Consider the following 14,220-nt stretch of genomic DNA (forward strand, 5'->3'; position numbering starts at 1 on the left):
CTTTCGTCGGGGTAGCGCGTGCTCCGCTGTGCGGTTCGTCCCGGCAGGGGCGAGCCTGTCGGAAAGGAACAAGATGTTGAACGGACACTGCAGTGATTTGCGCCCGGCCGGTGCGTGGCGGGCGCGGACGAGAAACGGTCTGCTGCGTGCCTCGGTGCTCGGCGCCGCGCTGGTGGTGGCCGTCGCATGCTCGGAGTCCGAGCCGGCCGACACCGAGGTGCCCGCACTGGACGGCAATCGGTATGTGCAGACGAACCTGGCCGCCAGCAAAGCCGAGTATCAGGCGCTGTTCACCTTTCCCGACATGGTGAACGCCTGGGGCCTCGCCGACCGGCCGAAGGGCGCGGGCGGCCATTTCTGGGTGGGCGCGGGCGGCAAGTCGTTCCAGTTCGTCGGCGATGTGACCGCGTCCGCGGACCCGAAGTTGCAGAAGCTGTTCCAAGATCCGCTGAAGATCGTCACCATTCCCGGCGCCGACGCCGACACCTCGGACAACGGCATCGGCAAGGCCACCGGTGTGCTGTTCAACCCGGCGCCGATCACCTCCGATCTGTTCGTGGTGCGCGATCAGTCGGTCGAGGTGAACGGTGCGCGGCAACTGCTCAGCGGCTCGGCGCGGTTCATCTTCGCCACCGACTCCGGCAAGATCTCCGGCTGGACCGAGCAGGGCGCCGACGGCACCATCGTCCGGCAGGACGGACCGGCCAACCTGATGTTCGACGGCGAACCGCAGGGCATGCAGTTCTTCGGTATCGCGCTCAACCCGTCCGGTGACAAGCTGCTCGCGGCCGACTTCGGCGAGGAGCCGCAGGTGCGCACCTTGGACAAGAACTGGCAGTTGATCCCGACCACGGGCTTCGTCAACCCGTTCGCCACCGGAGAAGCCATCGACGCCGCCGCGCCGGACAAGGGCAAGAAGGTGAAGCCGGGCGATCCCGCTCCGTTCAACGTGTCCACCGTCGGCAACCGGGTGTTCGTCGCCTACGCCACCACCAAGCCGGCCGAGGCCGACGCGACCAAGCTCGATGTCGGCGAAGAGGATTCGCTGGACAAGGATCAGGAGAAGGACGCGAAGGGCCTGCCGGACAAGGGCAAGGTCGCCGAGTTCGACGCCGACGGCAAGCTGGTTCGGGTGCTCGACGGCGACAAGCGCTTCAACGCACCCTGGGCGGTGACCGTCGCACCCGCCGGCTTCGGGCCGCTCAGCGGCAAACTGCTGATCGGCAACTTCGGTGGCGCGGGCTACATTCTCGCGTTCGACGACGCGACCGGTGAGTTCGTCGACTACCTGCGCGATGCGGAGAGTAAGCCCGTTGCGGTGGAAGGGCTGTGGGCGCTGATGTTCGGCAACGGGGAGAGCCTCGGTGATGCCGACTCGCTGTACTTCACGGCGGGTCCGGAAGATGAGAAGGACGGGCTGTTCGGCAAGCTCCGCCTGAAGTAGATCCTGACGTCGACGGCCCGCGCTCTCGGAGTGCGGGCCGTTCGCGTGTGTCGGCCTGAGTCGCGCGAGCCAAGCCCGCGAGCCGAGCCGAGCCGGGCCCGCGAGCCGAGCCGGGCCCGCGAGCCGGGCCGGGCCGAGCCGAGCCGGGCCGAGCGGAGTCGAATGGTTGCTATCTGATCTTGCCGAGCAACCATATGACTCTGCTGAAGTGGCAAAGCTCGACAAGCTGCCGCTGCCCGTCCGATTGCGCACTGCTTGTTTCCGATCGCTACCTGCGGCCAGCGGGTGCGGATGGCCGGGGCTGGGTGTTCTGAGCACGGATCGCTTGTTCGACTTCCTCGACCGCGGTGCGAATCATGGTGGCGTAGGGGGTGTCAGGAAGGGTGTGGAGGGTGGCTCGGGCGGCGCCGACCTCACGTTGGGCGGCGGCGAAGGAGCTCAGCCGGCGATAGTTGTCGGCCAGGTTGAGGTGCAGGGAGGGGTAGAAGCCTTGGACGTCCAGGCTGGGCTCGTACTGCTGGGCACGGGCGTTGGTCAGCGCGTCCGCGGCATCTAGGGCGCGAATGTCCCAGGCGAGGGATTCGGCTGCGTCGTCGTAGAGGTCGGCGAGGTAGTGCGCGAGGCTGCAGCGGTGTAGCGGGTCGCCCTGTGGGCCAACGGAATTCCAGAGGGTCAACAGGGACTCGCGGGCCGCGTCGGGGTGACCTTCGTGCCCGAGTGTTACCGCCTGCGTGATGGCGGCCATGGTGTCGTCTGTCATGGCAAATGGTCCTTAGTTGTCGAGTGGCTGCCGGGTCGGCATGGCCAGGGTGGTGAGGTCGCCGTCGGTGGCGGAGCGCAGGACGACCGGGAGGTCGGCTGCGGCGATGTCGAGCATGAGATCCGGGCCCAGCGCGGTGTGGATCGCGGGCAGCAGTGTTGCTACGTCGAAGGAGATATCGATGGCGTCGCCGGTGACCGTGGCGGGGAGGTGGTGTCGGTGGCTGTCATCGGAGACCGTGAGACCGGTCTGGTCACGTGGAGTGACGGCGTCGGTGGCGAACGGGTTGACGAAGCCCGTGGTCGGAAGCAGCTCGAACCGTACTGTGCGGGAGGAGTTTTCGAGTAGATCGCGTAACCGATCCCGTGCCGTGAGTACTCGTGTTCGGACCGGCGCGAGTCCCGACAGCACCGCTCGATAGTCGGGAAACGGTTCGTCGATCACTCGGCAATGCCGCTCGGCGCCGTCACCGGTGAGTACCAGTGCCTGATCCCTTGGGGCAGCGATGATTTCGCCCTGCTGTCGCAGCCATGCGATGACCGGCGTGACGTCGCTCGCGTCCACGACCAGCGCCCAATCGTCGCCTCGCCGATCCCGTGTCACCACTGTTCGTGTCGACAGCCGATATCGATCGGTGGCGGTGAGCGTCAGCGAGTTCGCGTTGGCCTCCACCAGAATCCCGGCGAGCACGGGTATTTCGCGATCGATCGCCGCTGCGGCCCGCACTTGTTCGAAGGCATCTGCCAGCAATGCGGCTGACAGCACGACCCGGTCGCCCATCGATCCGGCACCGAGGGTCTGTTTGATCGTCTCGGCAACGCGGGCGGCCTCCTGTGCCCGGCGCGCCAGCTCGCCGACGTGCTCGTCCAGCAAGCGTTCCGCGCGCTCGGTATCACCGGACAGGATGTCGGAGATCGAGTCGAGCGGTACCTCGATCGCCCGCAGCTTGCGGATCAGCGCCGCGCGTTCCCGCTGTGCCGCCGTGTAGTAGCGGTACCCGGTGAGCGGATCCACCCGGGCGGGTACCAGCAATCCGCTGTCGTCGTAAAACCGCAGCGCACTGGCTGTGAGCCCGCTCGCTCGCGCCAGCACGCCTATCGTGATCAACCCGTCGGACTCTGCCACCCCGTCATCATGGAGTCTCAGGTAGGCGGAAGGTCAAACCGTGCGATCGGCCGGACCGGTGAGTGCCGCGTCCCATCGTCGCGACCAATCCCAGACGCCGCGCAGGGCGACGCCGAGTTCGGTTCCCGCGGTGGTGAGTTCGTAGGACTTGTCCGCGTTCTTCACGATCAGCCCCGCGCTTTGCAGGTGTTGCAGGCGCACCGACAGCATGCTGGAGGAGCAGTTGTTCATCCGTCGCCGCAGTTCGAGGAACCCGAGCCGCCCTGGTTCCAGCTCCCACAGCACGCGCAGCACCCACCGCTGACCCAGCAGTTCCATCGCGGCCAATACCGGTGCGTTCGCTGGATCGGCCCGGTCCTTGGGCGGCCTCGCCCCGCTTGCACTTCTCATTTAGAACTACCATAGTGATTCTGAATTAGAAGCAATCCGTCGGGCCGCCGGGTCCGCAACCGAGAGGGAGACGGTGGTCGAACCAGCCGGACAGCGAATCGTTCTGATCACGGGTGCCTCCCGCGGCATCGGCGCCGAAACGGCGCGCATCCTTGCCGGCCGCGGCGACCACGTGATCATCAACTACCGCGAAAAGGCCAAGCGCGCCAACACGATCGCCGACGAGATCATTGCTGCGGGTGGCAGCGCGTCCACCGCGGGCGCCGACATCTCCGACGAGGACTCCGCCCGCGCCCTCATCGACGGCATCGTCCAGCAGTTCGGCCGCCTGGACGTCCTGATCCTGAACGCCTCCGGCGGCCTGGAGCGCAACGCCGCCACCGACTACGCCATGTCGATCAACCGTGACGCGCAAACCCGGCTGGTCCGACTTGCCTTGCCGCACCTGCCTTCCGGTGCCCGCATCGTCTTCGTCACCAGCCACCAGGCGCACTTCCACGGCCGCAAACCCGTTCCCGCCGAATACGAACCCATCGCCGCCAGCAAACGCGCGGGCGAAGACGCACTACGCGCCATGATCCCCACCCTCACCACACACGGCGTCACCCTGCACACCGTCTCCGGCGACATGATCGACGGCACCATCATCGTCCAGCTCCTGGAACGCCGAAACCCGGACGCCGTCGCCGCCCGCCGCGACACCGCCCCACTGCCCACCATCACCGAATTCGCCACCGCCGTAGCCGAAGCCACCACCACCCCCGCCCAATCCGGCCACACCACCTACATCGGCGGACCCGACTACCTCACCACCGAGCCCGCACTTTCGTAACCCGCGGCCGCACCGGGTTCGGATCGACCGGCGCCGGTTAATCAGTGGAGACCCACGGCCCGAACTTCCAGGATGAAGGCATGGTCGACTACGCGGACACCGCCTGCCGGATCGAATGGGACCAGCTGCCGCACGATGTCCGCACCGGGATCGAGCGTCGGCTCGGGAGCACTGTCGCCCGCGCGGACGGGCAGCGTACTGGGTTCAGTTATGGCATGGCGGCTCGGTTGTTGTCGGCGGACGGGTCGCGAATATTCGTGAAGGCGATCCGTGCGGACGACGAACTGGCGGCGATGTATCGCCGCGAGGCGGAAATGGCGGCGCAGTTGCCGGAAAGTCTTCCGGCAGCACGATGCCGGTTCGAAATGACCGTGGCCGGGTGGCTCGTCTCAGCGTTCGAGGATGTGGCGGGCGCGCAACCTCGATTGGCCGACCCGGGGGAGCTGGCCGATGTGCTGCGGACGGTGCAGCGGCTGGCCGAAACGCTGACGCCATGCCCGCTCTGGGACATCCCGGAGATTGCGGCCGAGATGGAGTCCGAGTTCACGGGGTGGCGAGGTTTCGCGAAATCGGGAGCACCCGCGGATCTGGACGATTGGTCGGTACGCAACCTCGACCGGTTGGCCGAGCTGGAGGCCCGGTGGTCTGCAGGTGTGCGTGGCGAGACGCTGCTGCACGCGGATCTGAGTCCAGGGAACCTGGTGCGACGGCCGAATGGTGAAGTCGTCGTGGTCGATTGGGCCTGGGCGTGCCGGGGAGCGGCTTGGGTCGATCTCATCCTGCTCGCCCCGTATTTCGCAGCCTGCGGTGTCGATCCGGAGCCGATCGTCGCCGGCCATCCGGTCACCGAGGATGTCGATCCGGCCGAGATAGACGCGCTGGTGTGTGCGCTTTCCGGGTATTGGGCGGTCAACTCCCGGCGGCAACCGCCGGCCCGCTCGCCGCATCTGCGTGCGCATCAGGCACGATTTGCCCGACTCGCCCGGGATTGGTTGCGGCGCCGCGTCGATTGGGCATAGCCGCAGGTCATTAGTTCCGGGTGGCAGATTAAGGTGTGCTCACTCGAGGTTTGCCGAACCCGGATCGACGCGACGGCAGGCTGGTGGGGAGGTGGCTGACCAGCGCGTGTCGGATGAATGGAAGTAGGTGAAATCGACGTGGAGGGGGGAAGTCTCGTTCACTCTATCGATGTGTGCCAGGTGCGCGATGAGCTGCGGCGACGGTGCGGTGTTCGGTACCCGGGTGCGTGGTCGCACGTCCAGGTGGGTGCGCTGCGATGAACCACTCGGGCAACGACCGCGCGCTCCCCGGAAAAGACCTGCTGCTCGCGGCCTTCCGCGGCTTCCCGCACGAGGACCATCCGATGCTGGAGGCGGCGGGCGAACTGGCTCAGTTGCATCTGGTCCGCGAGCGGACCCCGGCGACCGAGTCGGTCAAGATCGATCGGCGTCGCATCCAGCTGGTGCGCACCATCGACCGCTGGGTCACCTTGGCGACCCCGGTCCCGGAGATCGCCGCCCCCGAGCACACCGAAACCGTCGGCAGAATCGTGGATCGGCTCGCGGGGATGACCGCACAGGCGTTCGCCGCGCTGGCCTACGCCCCGGAGGCGGTGTTCTACGACGCGTGGGTGCAGATCGAGGAGCTGGCCGACGGCTACCAGGACCTCATCGACGACCTGCGCTACGGCATTCGGCGATTACCGGACGACCCGTACGAGCGGTCGTAACTATTTCCCGCGGCCGAACAGCCGGAACGACCGGCTCCGGCGCTGCGGCAATGTCGCGTAGACCATGGTCATGTCGGCGAACACCTCCGCCTCCCGCTCCCGTTCGACGCCGAACTCGGTCCGGCCGAGCACATGCTCGATCGACTGCGGCGACACCGACGGCAGCAGCAGCCCCAGCGCAGGAGGCACCGGCGTGCTGCGATCCGATTCGGTCGTGCCGTGGCCGAGCAGCATGTGCCCGACCTCGTGCAGGATGATGTGGTCGGCATTGCGGTCGGTGGCGTCGACGTCGTAGACGATGATGTCGTCGTGTTTGCGCGCGACCCAGAGACCGCCTCCGCCGCAACCGATCTCGTTCAGCAGCGGCTTGGGCGCGGTGTGCAGGCTGATGGAGCGGCCGCGGTGCGCGGCGACAGCGGCCAGATAGGCCGCCAGGTTCCACGGGTTGGGGAGGGGCACGGTTCGGGTCGCGTCACCGAAACGAGCTTCCATGCTGGTCATCCCGGCACACATTACTCACCGTGCCGCGACTAGTCACCTAGTGATCCGGGCGAACCCGGCGTGAGTTGGTGCACTGTCCGAGAACAAGATCCACTATTCGACGGGTGGTTTCGCCGCTGCGGGTGCGGCGTGGAAGTAGCGAATCGCCAGGTGGTTGACGCCCCACAGCACGACGCCGACCGCGAGCAGCACCCCCGCGATCGCGTACTGCTCCGGATTCCGATCGGTCCACGGCGTCACCAGGAACCCGCACGTCAACGCCCCGATCACCGGCAGCGCGGTCGGCGTGCGGAAGTGCTCGTGCGCCACCGGATCTCGGCGCAGCACCAGCACGGCGACGTTCACGATGGTGAACACGGCGAGCAGCAGCAGCGCGGTGGTGCCGCCGAGCTCGGGCACCTCGCTGACGACCGCGATCAGGCACAGCGCGAGCAGCGTGGTGAACAGGATCGCGATGTAAGGCGTGCGCCGACCGGCGTGGACGTGCCCGAGCTGCCGCGGCAACACACCCTGCCTGGCCATGCCGTAGAGCAGGCGGCTGGCCATCAGCATGTTGATCAGCGCGGTGTTGGCGACGGCGATCATGCTGATGTAGGCGAAGACGTGCGTCGGGAACGCCGGCCAGCCCACCTGCACCACTTGCAGCAGCGGTGTGTCGCCTTGGCCGAGTTGCGCCACCGGCACCAGGGCGATCGCGGTGATCGAGACGAGCACATAGACGAGCGCGGTGATGGCCAGGCCGGCCAGCAGCACCTTCGGGAAGATCCGGCTCGGCTGCTTGCACTCCTCGGCCATATTGACCGAGTCCTCGAAGCCGACCATCGCGTAGAAGGCCAGCGTGGTGGCGGCGATGACGCCGCCGACCGCAGTCCGGTCGCCGGTGTCGAACTCGACCACCCGGCCGAAGTCGCCGTCGCCCGCGCCGAGTGCCCAGCAGCCGATCCCGATGACGATCAGCAGACCGGTCAGCTCGATGCAGGTGAGCAGCACGTTGAGCTTGACGCCCTCGCTGACCCCGCGCAGGTTGATCGCCGCGACCACCATCATGAAGGCCAGCGCGATCAGGGTGATCGCGATGCCCTTGCCGAGATCCAGGTCGAAGGCCGCGGCGAAGTTGGCCGCGAAGGCGCGCGACGCCGTCGAGGCCGAGGTGATCCCGGAGCACATCACCGCGAACGCGACCATGAAGGTCAGGAATTGGATGCCGAAGGCTTTGTGCGTGTAGAGCGCGGCACCGGCCGCATGCGGGTATTTGGTGACCAGTTCGAGGTAACTCATCGCGGTGACCAGCGCGACCAGGAACGAGACCACGAACGGCACCCACACCGCGCCGCCGACCTCGTTGGCGACCTTGCCGGTGAGCGCGTAGATCGAGGAGCCGAGGATGTCGCCGACCACGAACAGCAACAGCAGTCCAGGGCCCATCACACGCTTCAGCTCCGGCTGCGATTCCCGCTGTGCGGTGACCTCGGCCATGGTCCCTCCCAGATGTTCGAACAGATGGATGCGGTACCCCGAACCACTCGAAAGTAGTCGACCGACTTTTACTTTCGCGGCAAATCGCGCGACGCGGTGAACCGAAACGCGCGCTGTCTCGGTATCTCCTAGGACAAGTCACCCGCGACATGCGGACAAGTGCCGGTTCCCGGCAAACCGGTGCGGATATCCGCAGGATGAGAGCGTGCAGATGAGCCTGCTGACGGTGGCGTCGCGGCCGCGGATCGGGGCGGCCGCTCAGTGGTGGGTGCTGACCTGCCGCCTGATCCGGCCGTCCTGGCGCAATGGTGAGTTGGTGACCGCCGTGGTCGCGCCGACCGTGTTCACGCTGGGGTTCTATGTGCCACTGAATCTGGTGATGAGCGTGTACGGGCACGGGCTCAGCAGTTACGCCCAGTTCCTCATGCCGATGATCGTGATGCAGGCGGTGGCGTTCTGCGCGACCTCGGCCGCGTTCCGCGCGGCCAGCGACGCCAAGGATGGGCTCACCGTTCGATTCGGCTCGATGCCCATGCCCGCGACGGCGCCACTGGCGGCGCGGGTGACGGCGGCTATGTACCGTGCCGTGATCTCGTTGGCGGTCGCTGTTGTGTGCGGGCTGGTGATCGGCGTCAGGTTCTACGGAAGCTGTTGGCATACGGCGGGATTCATGGCCCTCTCGTTGTTTATCGCGTTGTCGTTCTGCCTGGGCGCTGATCTGATCGGCAGCCTCGCGAAGAGTCCCGAGGCGATCACGCAGGCGCTCATCTTTCCGCAGTTGATCCTCGGCCTGGTGTCCACCGGTATCGCGCCGGCGCACCAATTTCCGTCCTGGCTCCAGCTTTTCGCGCGCAATCAACCGGTGTCGCAGTTCGTGTACGGTCTGCGCGCGCTGGCCGGTGATCCGAGTGGCAACGCGGGCGTCGTCGGCTGGCCGGTGCTCGGGCCCGGCTTGGCCTGGGCGGTCGGGATACTCGTGGTGTTCGGTGGGCTGAGTGCGGTCGTCGCCATGCGGAGGACGGGATGACTCAGACGGACGATCAGGTAGCCGCGGCGAATCTGCCTGTAGTGCACGGTCACACCGAGACCTGGCGGTTGCTGGTGCCGCAGACCGTCATCCAAACCCGGCGGCTGCTGCTGCGCTGGTGGCGTGACCCGTTGACGATGGTGCAGTCGCTGGTGTTTCCGGCGCTACTGCTGATCGTGCTGAATACTGTGCTGGGCAAGCAGATTTCGGTGTTCTCCGGCGCGAGCGCCCTGTACGGCTCCGTGCCGATGGTGGCGCTGGTCGGGGTGATGTCGGGGTCGCTGGCCGGGGCGATCACGCTCGGCCGGGAACGCGATCAGGGCCTGCTCGCTCGACTGTGGGTGCTGCCGGTGCATCGCGCGTCCGGACTCGCCTCGCGGATCCTCGCTGAGGCCGTCCGAATCCTGTTGTGCACCACGGTGTTGTTCGGGGTGGGCATGCTGCTCGGCTTCCGATTCGAGCAGGGGCTGCTCGCCGGGATCGCGCTGTTCGGGGTGCCGCTGCTGTACGGGCTCGGCTTCGCGACGTTGGTCACGGCGGTCGCGGTGTTCAGTGCGAAAGCGGCACTGGTGGAGGCGGTTTCGCTGGGCTCATCGATCATGATGTTCTTCAGCACCGGGTTCGTGCCGTTGGCCGCGTATCCGCGCTGGGCGCAGCCGATCGTCGCGCACCAGCCGATGAGCTACGCGATCGACGCCATGCGCGGGCTGTCCCTCGGCGGAGCGGTGCGAACCCCGTTGCTCGCCACCGTGGCGTGGTCGGTCGGTGCGATCGTGCTGTTCGCGGTGCCCGCAGCCGTCGGCTACCGCCGTGCCAGCCGCAGTTAGTGCCCCATCCGCGCCGCGGCGTCCATGATCATCTCCGCGGAGTCGCGCGGGCTCAGCGCCATCGCGCGCAGTTGGTCGAAGATCACGCCGAAGCGCCGGATTTCGGGGTGACCCTCGATGAGTTCGTCGCCCGCGATGCCCTCCACGTACACCAGCTCCGGGTCGGCCGGATCGTGGAAGTCGAGCAGGGTGAACGAGCCTGCCATGCCGGGGTGCGCGCCCGCGTCGAACGGGAGTACCTGCAGGATCACGTTCTTGCGCTTGGTTTCCTGGAGCAGCCGATTCAGCTGGCCGTGCATGACGGCCGGCCCGCCGACGGTGCGCCGGATCGCGGCCTCGTCCATCACCACCCACAGTTCGAGCGGGTCCTCCTTGGTCAGGTTGGCCGCGCGGTCCATCCTGGCGCGTGCCCGGTCCTCCATGATCGACGCTTCCACCTTCGGCATCGAGGTGTCGATCACGGCGGTCGCGTACTCCATCGTCTGCAAAAGCCCTGGGATGGTGGAGGTCTGGTAATGCCGCGCGGACAAGGCCTCGGCCTCGAAATTGATGTACGCCGCGTACACCTCGGACACACTGCCCTCATAGGCCCGCGACATACCCGGCTTGAGCGCGTCCGACAGCAGCTCCATCGCGTCCTCGCGCTGCTCCTCGGTCACGCCGTACAGATCGAGCATCGCCTGGAGGGTGCGCCGCTGCGGCCGGGCCTGCGCGGTCTCGATCCGGTACAGCGTGGTGACATTTATACCGGTCTTGCCACTCACGTCTTCCTTGCTGAGCTCGGCCTGCTCGCGCATGACCTGCAGCATCGAGGCCAACCGGCGTAATCGCACGGTCAGGACGGTGCGCTTGCCTGCCATGACCACTTCCCTTCGATCTGCGCGCTGCTCGGCACACTCGCAAGTCGGTGAGGAAAGTCCACGTCGACGGCAGAAGTGCCACGGGAGCGTGTTCGTAGACGAAGCGTACCGCTTTCGATCTCGCTGCAATCCAAGGTTTTCGGTTCTGGCTCAGCAGGTTTTTCAGCCGCGTTTGTGGCGGAAGGCATCGAGGCCGTTGCGGTTGAGCATGCTGAACGTCGTCTTCCACCAGGGGCGGGCAGGGTCGGGGTCGTTGCCCGCGCCGAGCCGGTGCAGCTGATCGGTGTGCCATTGCAGGTCCAGCGCTCCGTCGAGCGAGCGCAGACTGGTGACCTTGGACAGCGGGCCGCGCAGGCCCATCGCGATGCCGACGGTGCGGAGGCGTTCGTCGCGGCCGGTGAGTACGGCGTCGGCGGCGTCGGGGGTTACACAGGTCGGACGGCCGATGCCGATCACGTCGCAGCCGCCGGAGGCGAGGGCGTCCGCCATGGCGCTGCGCGAGCGGAACCCGCCGGTGACGGCGATAGGCAGCGGGCCTGCGGCGGCACGGGCGGTCCGCGCGTAGTCGAGGAAGTAGGCCTCGCGGGCGAGGGTGCTCGCCGCGGGTGCGTCCTTGCGGCCCATCATGGCGGGGGATTCGTAACTGCCGCCGCTGATTTCGATCAGGTCGAGGCCCTCGGTGGCGAGCCGTTCGATGACACCGCGCGACTCGTCCTCGGTGAAACCGCCGCGCTGGAAGTCGGCGGAGTTCAGCTTGATGCCGACGGCGAAGCCAGGCGCCACCGCAGCGCGAATGCGGCGGACCACCTCGACGGCGAAGCGCATGCGGCGCTCGGGATTACCGCCCCACCGGTCGGTCCGCTGGTTGGCGAGCGGCGACAGGAACTGCGACACCAGGTATCCGTGCGCTCCGTGGATCTGCACGCCGTCGAACCCCGCTATCTCGGCGATCCGCGCCGTCGTCGCGTAGCGGTCGATGATGTCCTCGATCTCGGCGTCGGTGAGCGCCCGCGGCGTCGGCATGCCGGGGATCTTCGGGGCGATCGCCGACGGTGCGACCGGCCGGGTGCGCGTCACCAACGGATTGGCCTGTCTGCCAGGGTGATTGATCTGCATCCAGATCGGCGCGCCGCCGTCGTGGGTGGCCTTCGCCCACGCGGTCAATGCGTCGAGATCACGCTCGTCGTCGACCACCACATTGCCCGGCTCGCCGAGATGACCGCGGTCGACCATCACATTGCCGGTGACCACCAATCCGTAACCGCCTGCGCCCCAACGTGTGTAGAGCCGTGTCAGCCGCTGGTCGGGTGCGTTGGCGGTGTTGCCCAAGCCTTCGCTCAACGCCGATTTCATCAGCCGGTTGGCCAGGATCTGGCCACAGGGCAGGGCGAGCGGGTCGGCCAGGGTGGTGGCGGAGGTCATGCTGAGTCCTTCTGCTGGGCAACGGGTTCAGGATTGTGCGGCGGCCGCACGCGCGGTACGGACCGCGAGTTTCTTGGCCGCGGCGAGCGGCTCCCACTTCGCGGGGTCGGCGGTGTGGACGGCGACGCCGAGGACCTTGCCTGCACGGATTTCCGCGTCCAGGTCGCGCCCGCATGCCGCCCCCGCGGCATGCAGGCCGGACAGCATCGCGCCTTCGACCGCGGGGCCCCACGCGGTGCTCGCGCCGCACAGGAACAGACCGTCGATTTCGGTACGCGTACCCGGCCGGAACGGACCGAACTGGGTGAGGGACAACTCGAGTCCGTACGGGGTGCCCGCCGTGGCGCGGGTGTAGCGGTGCTGGGTCAGCGGGGTGGCCGCCTCGCACCACACGATGTGGTCCTCGATCCCGGGGATGACCTCGGCGACCCGAGCGATCATGATTTCGGTGAAAGCCGCCTTCACGCGCAGGTATTCGGGGTTGCGCTGATAGCTGTCGTCGCCGGCCGCGGGCCAAGCGGCCAAGCCCCAGAATTCGGGCTCGCAGGGGACGAGGGTCATCACCTCGAGTACCGAGGAGCCCGTCGGCGCGCCGTGCGGGTTGTCCGGATCCTTGACCGTGGTGACGCTGACATACGCGGGCAAGCGCTTTCGAGCCTCGGCGATGCGCTCATCTTTGGTGTAGCCCGGCTTGTTCTCCGACAGGGCTTGGAACAGTGAGGTGACATCCTCGGAGGTCGGCAGCGAGTAGAAGTTGGTGTTGACCATCCGGGTACTCAGGTCGAGGTCGACGCCCAGATGGCAATTGAAGAACGATTGCGACATCCGCAGCCGCTCGACGCGCGCGATGGTGGTACGGCGCAGGTGTTTTCGGCCGACGAGCTCGAGATAGGTCTGTTTGAAGTCGGCGTTGGAGACCACGATCGGCGCGGTGAACCGGGTGCCGTCCTCCAGTTCGACGCCGGCTACCGCCTTGTCGTCGACCAGGATTCGGCGCACCGCGGACCGCGTACGAATCTGTCCGCCGTTGGCGACCACGACCTCGCCGAGCCGGGTCGAGAGCACTTGTCCACCGCCCTTGGGGAACCAGGCGCCGTCGCTGAGGAAGTTCTGCAGCATGAACGCGTGCACCGCGACGGGGGTGCGGTGCGGTGGGCTGGCGTAGGTGCCGTACTGCACCGACATCGCGGCTTTGAGTGCGGGACTGAGCAGGTGGGCGTTCAACAGCTGGGTCAGTGGAACCATCGCCCACGGCGCGTGAATACCGGCGGCCAGCAAGAACTTAGCGTTGCCGAGCAGGGATGCCGGGGTGCGGCTGTGGTCGATGCCGGAGCCGATCCGCCGCAGAATGCTGACCACCCGGCGGATCTTTCGTGCCTCGGCCGGGAACGCCTCGATCAGGTTGCGCTGGTAGTTGTCCCAGCCCCGGGGGATCTTCAGTGTCAGGTCGGGAAAGACGATGGTGTCGAAACCGTCGGGGTCCAGCGGCAAGAACTCGACCTTCTGGTCCAGCCCGAGGCCGCGCAGGACGGTCGGGATCTGACCGTCCGGCCCGCAGTCGCCCAAATAGTGCACCCCGACATCGAATTCCCACTTTCCTGCCCGCCGGAACACGTGGGTGCAGCCGCCGATCACGTCGTAGGCCTCGAGCACCACGGTGCGCTTGCCGGCCACCGCCAGATAAGCGGCGGCGGTCATGCCGCCGATGCCCGCGCCGACGACGATCGCGTCGAAGGTGTGGTCCGCGGTGGCCGCGTCCTGCTCGACGAGAGCGGTCATGTGTTCCTCCATGATCGGGCCTCGCCGCAGCGAGCTGGACCGTTGCTG

General features: G+C 67.1%; 14 protein-coding genes. 6 read left to right on the forward strand and 8 right to left on the reverse strand.

The features are described 5' to 3' along the window. Nucleotides 1–73 precede the first annotated feature (73 nt). Nucleotides 74–1,444 carry a TIGR03118 family protein gene (locus NN4_RS10395; protein WP_147129716.1) on the forward strand — a complete coding sequence of 457 codons (1,371 nt, stop codon included), beginning with the start codon at nucleotides 74–76 and terminating at the stop codon, nucleotides 1,442–1,444. Between the two features lie 268 nt (nucleotides 1,445–1,712). On the opposite strand, the gene NN4_RS10400 is transcribed toward NN4_RS10395, so the two are convergent. The 3 genes from NN4_RS10400 to NN4_RS10410 are packed head-to-tail and all read right to left on the reverse strand — an operon-like array spanning nucleotide 1,713 to nucleotide 3,719. Then, nucleotides 1,713–2,204 (reverse strand): hypothetical protein, encoded by a 492-nt coding sequence (locus NN4_RS10400; protein ID WP_147129717.1) that lies wholly within the window; start codon nucleotides 2,202–2,204, stop codon nucleotides 1,713–1,715. A gap of 12 nt (nucleotides 2,205–2,216) precedes the next feature. After that, nucleotides 2,217–3,329 carry a DNA polymerase III subunit beta family protein gene (locus tag NN4_RS10405; RefSeq protein WP_147129718.1) on the reverse strand — a complete coding sequence of 371 codons (1,113 nt, stop codon included), beginning with the start codon at nucleotides 3,327–3,329 and terminating at the stop codon, nucleotides 2,217–2,219. A 33-nt stretch (nucleotides 3,330–3,362) separates the two neighbouring features. Next, nucleotides 3,363–3,719, reverse strand: a complete 357-nt coding sequence (locus NN4_RS10410) for a winged helix-turn-helix transcriptional regulator (RefSeq protein WP_246180808.1) — start codon at nucleotides 3,717–3,719, stop codon at nucleotides 3,363–3,365. Nucleotides 3,720–3,792: 73 nt separating this feature from the next. On the opposite strand from NN4_RS10410, the gene NN4_RS10415 reads away from it, so the two are divergent. The 3 genes from NN4_RS10415 to NN4_RS10425 all read left to right on the forward strand — a co-directional run bounded on the left by NN4_RS10415 (nucleotide 3,793) and on the right by NN4_RS10425 (nucleotide 6,280). Then, nucleotides 3,793–4,551 (forward strand): SDR family oxidoreductase, encoded by a 759-nt coding sequence (locus NN4_RS10415; protein WP_246180809.1) that lies wholly within the window; start codon nucleotides 3,793–3,795, stop codon nucleotides 4,549–4,551. Between the two features lie 80 nt (nucleotides 4,552–4,631). Continuing rightward, nucleotides 4,632–5,570 carry an aminoglycoside phosphotransferase family protein gene (locus NN4_RS10420; RefSeq protein ID WP_147129719.1) on the forward strand — a complete coding sequence of 313 codons (939 nt, stop codon included), beginning with the start codon at nucleotides 4,632–4,634 and terminating at the stop codon, nucleotides 5,568–5,570. Nucleotides 5,571–5,827: 257 nt separating this feature from the next. Continuing rightward, entirely contained in the window at nucleotides 5,828–6,280 is a 453-nt protein-coding gene (locus tag NN4_RS10425) for a DUF4254 domain-containing protein (protein ID WP_147129720.1), read from the forward strand. Here NN4_RS10425 and NN4_RS10430 read toward each other — a convergent pair whose 3' ends face one another. Beyond that, the gene (locus tag NN4_RS10430) at nucleotides 6,281–6,781 is read right to left on the reverse strand and encodes a hypothetical protein (protein ID WP_246180810.1); all 501 of its coding nucleotides are present in this window, start codon (nucleotides 6,779–6,781) and stop codon (nucleotides 6,281–6,283) included. A 93-nt stretch (nucleotides 6,782–6,874) separates the two neighbouring features. Then, on the reverse strand, nucleotides 6,875–8,257 hold the full coding sequence (locus NN4_RS10435; protein ID WP_147129722.1) for an APC family permease: 1,383 nt from the start codon (nucleotides 8,255–8,257) through the stop codon (nucleotides 6,875–6,877). A gap of 211 nt (nucleotides 8,258–8,468) precedes the next feature. Here NN4_RS10435 and NN4_RS10440 point away from each other — a divergent pair, with 211 nt between their 5' ends. Beyond that, entirely contained in the window at nucleotides 8,469–9,284 is an 816-nt protein-coding gene (locus tag NN4_RS10440; protein WP_147129784.1) for an ABC transporter permease, read from the forward strand. Continuing rightward, on the forward strand, nucleotides 9,281–10,111 hold the full coding sequence (locus NN4_RS10445) for an ABC transporter permease (protein ID WP_147129723.1): 831 nt from the start codon (nucleotides 9,281–9,283) through the stop codon (nucleotides 10,109–10,111). Before NN4_RS10440 ends, NN4_RS10445 begins: the two co-directional genes overlap by 4 nt. Here the strand turns inward: NN4_RS10445 and NN4_RS10450 are convergent. The 3 genes from NN4_RS10450 to NN4_RS10460 form a co-directional block, all read right to left on the reverse strand. Continuing rightward, nucleotides 10,108–10,971 carry a helix-turn-helix domain-containing protein gene (locus NN4_RS10450; RefSeq protein WP_147129724.1) on the reverse strand — a complete coding sequence of 288 codons (864 nt, stop codon included), beginning with the start codon at nucleotides 10,969–10,971 and terminating at the stop codon, nucleotides 10,108–10,110. The two genes, NN4_RS10445 and NN4_RS10450, sit on opposite strands and share 4 nt — an antisense overlap. A gap of 162 nt (nucleotides 10,972–11,133) precedes the next feature. Further along, nucleotides 11,134–12,393 carry an NADH:flavin oxidoreductase/NADH oxidase family protein gene (locus NN4_RS10455; protein ID WP_147129725.1) on the reverse strand — a complete coding sequence of 420 codons (1,260 nt, stop codon included), beginning with the start codon at nucleotides 12,391–12,393 and terminating at the stop codon, nucleotides 11,134–11,136. A 27-nt stretch (nucleotides 12,394–12,420) separates the two neighbouring features. Next, the gene (locus tag NN4_RS10460; protein WP_186818351.1) at nucleotides 12,421–14,172 is read right to left on the reverse strand and encodes a phytoene desaturase family protein; all 1,752 of its coding nucleotides are present in this window, start codon (nucleotides 14,170–14,172) and stop codon (nucleotides 12,421–12,423) included. Between the last annotated feature and the right edge of the window lie 48 nt (nucleotides 14,173–14,220).

This window comes from Nocardia ninae NBRC 108245 (assembly GCF_007990755.1).
Lineage (GTDB): Bacteria > Actinomycetota > Actinomycetes > Mycobacteriales > Mycobacteriaceae > Nocardia > Nocardia ninae.

Coding starts and splice junctions, on each gene's coding strand:
- NN4_RS10430 (WP_246180810.1), bottom strand. CDS start 6,781: ATGACCAGCATGGAAGCTCGTTTCGGTGACGCGACCCGAACCGTGCCC.
- NN4_RS10440 (WP_147129784.1), top strand. CDS start 8,469: ATGAGCCTGCTGACGGTGGCGTCGCGGCCGCGGATCGGGGCGGCCGCT.
- NN4_RS10460 (WP_186818351.1), bottom strand. CDS start 14,172: ATGACCGCTCTCGTCGAGCAGGACGCGGCCACCGCGGACCACACCTTC.
- NN4_RS10410 (WP_246180808.1), bottom strand. CDS start 3,719: ATGAGAAGTGCAAGCGGGGCGAGGCCGCCCAAGGACCGGGCCGATCCA.
- NN4_RS10435 (WP_147129722.1), bottom strand. CDS start 8,257: ATGGCCGAGGTCACCGCACAGCGGGAATCGCAGCCGGAGCTGAAGCGT.
- NN4_RS10395 (WP_147129716.1), top strand. CDS start 74: ATGTTGAACGGACACTGCAGTGATTTGCGCCCGGCCGGTGCGTGGCGG.
- NN4_RS10420 (WP_147129719.1), top strand. CDS start 4,632: ATGGTCGACTACGCGGACACCGCCTGCCGGATCGAATGGGACCAGCTG.
- NN4_RS10450 (WP_147129724.1), bottom strand. CDS start 10,971: ATGGCAGGCAAGCGCACCGTCCTGACCGTGCGATTACGCCGGTTGGCC.
- NN4_RS10400 (WP_147129717.1), bottom strand. CDS start 2,204: ATGACAGACGACACCATGGCCGCCATCACGCAGGCGGTAACACTCGGG.
- NN4_RS10425 (WP_147129720.1), top strand. CDS start 5,828: ATGAACCACTCGGGCAACGACCGCGCGCTCCCCGGAAAAGACCTGCTG.
- NN4_RS10455 (WP_147129725.1), bottom strand. CDS start 12,393: ATGACCTCCGCCACCACCCTGGCCGACCCGCTCGCCCTGCCCTGTGGC.
- NN4_RS10445 (WP_147129723.1), top strand. CDS start 9,281: ATGACTCAGACGGACGATCAGGTAGCCGCGGCGAATCTGCCTGTAGTG.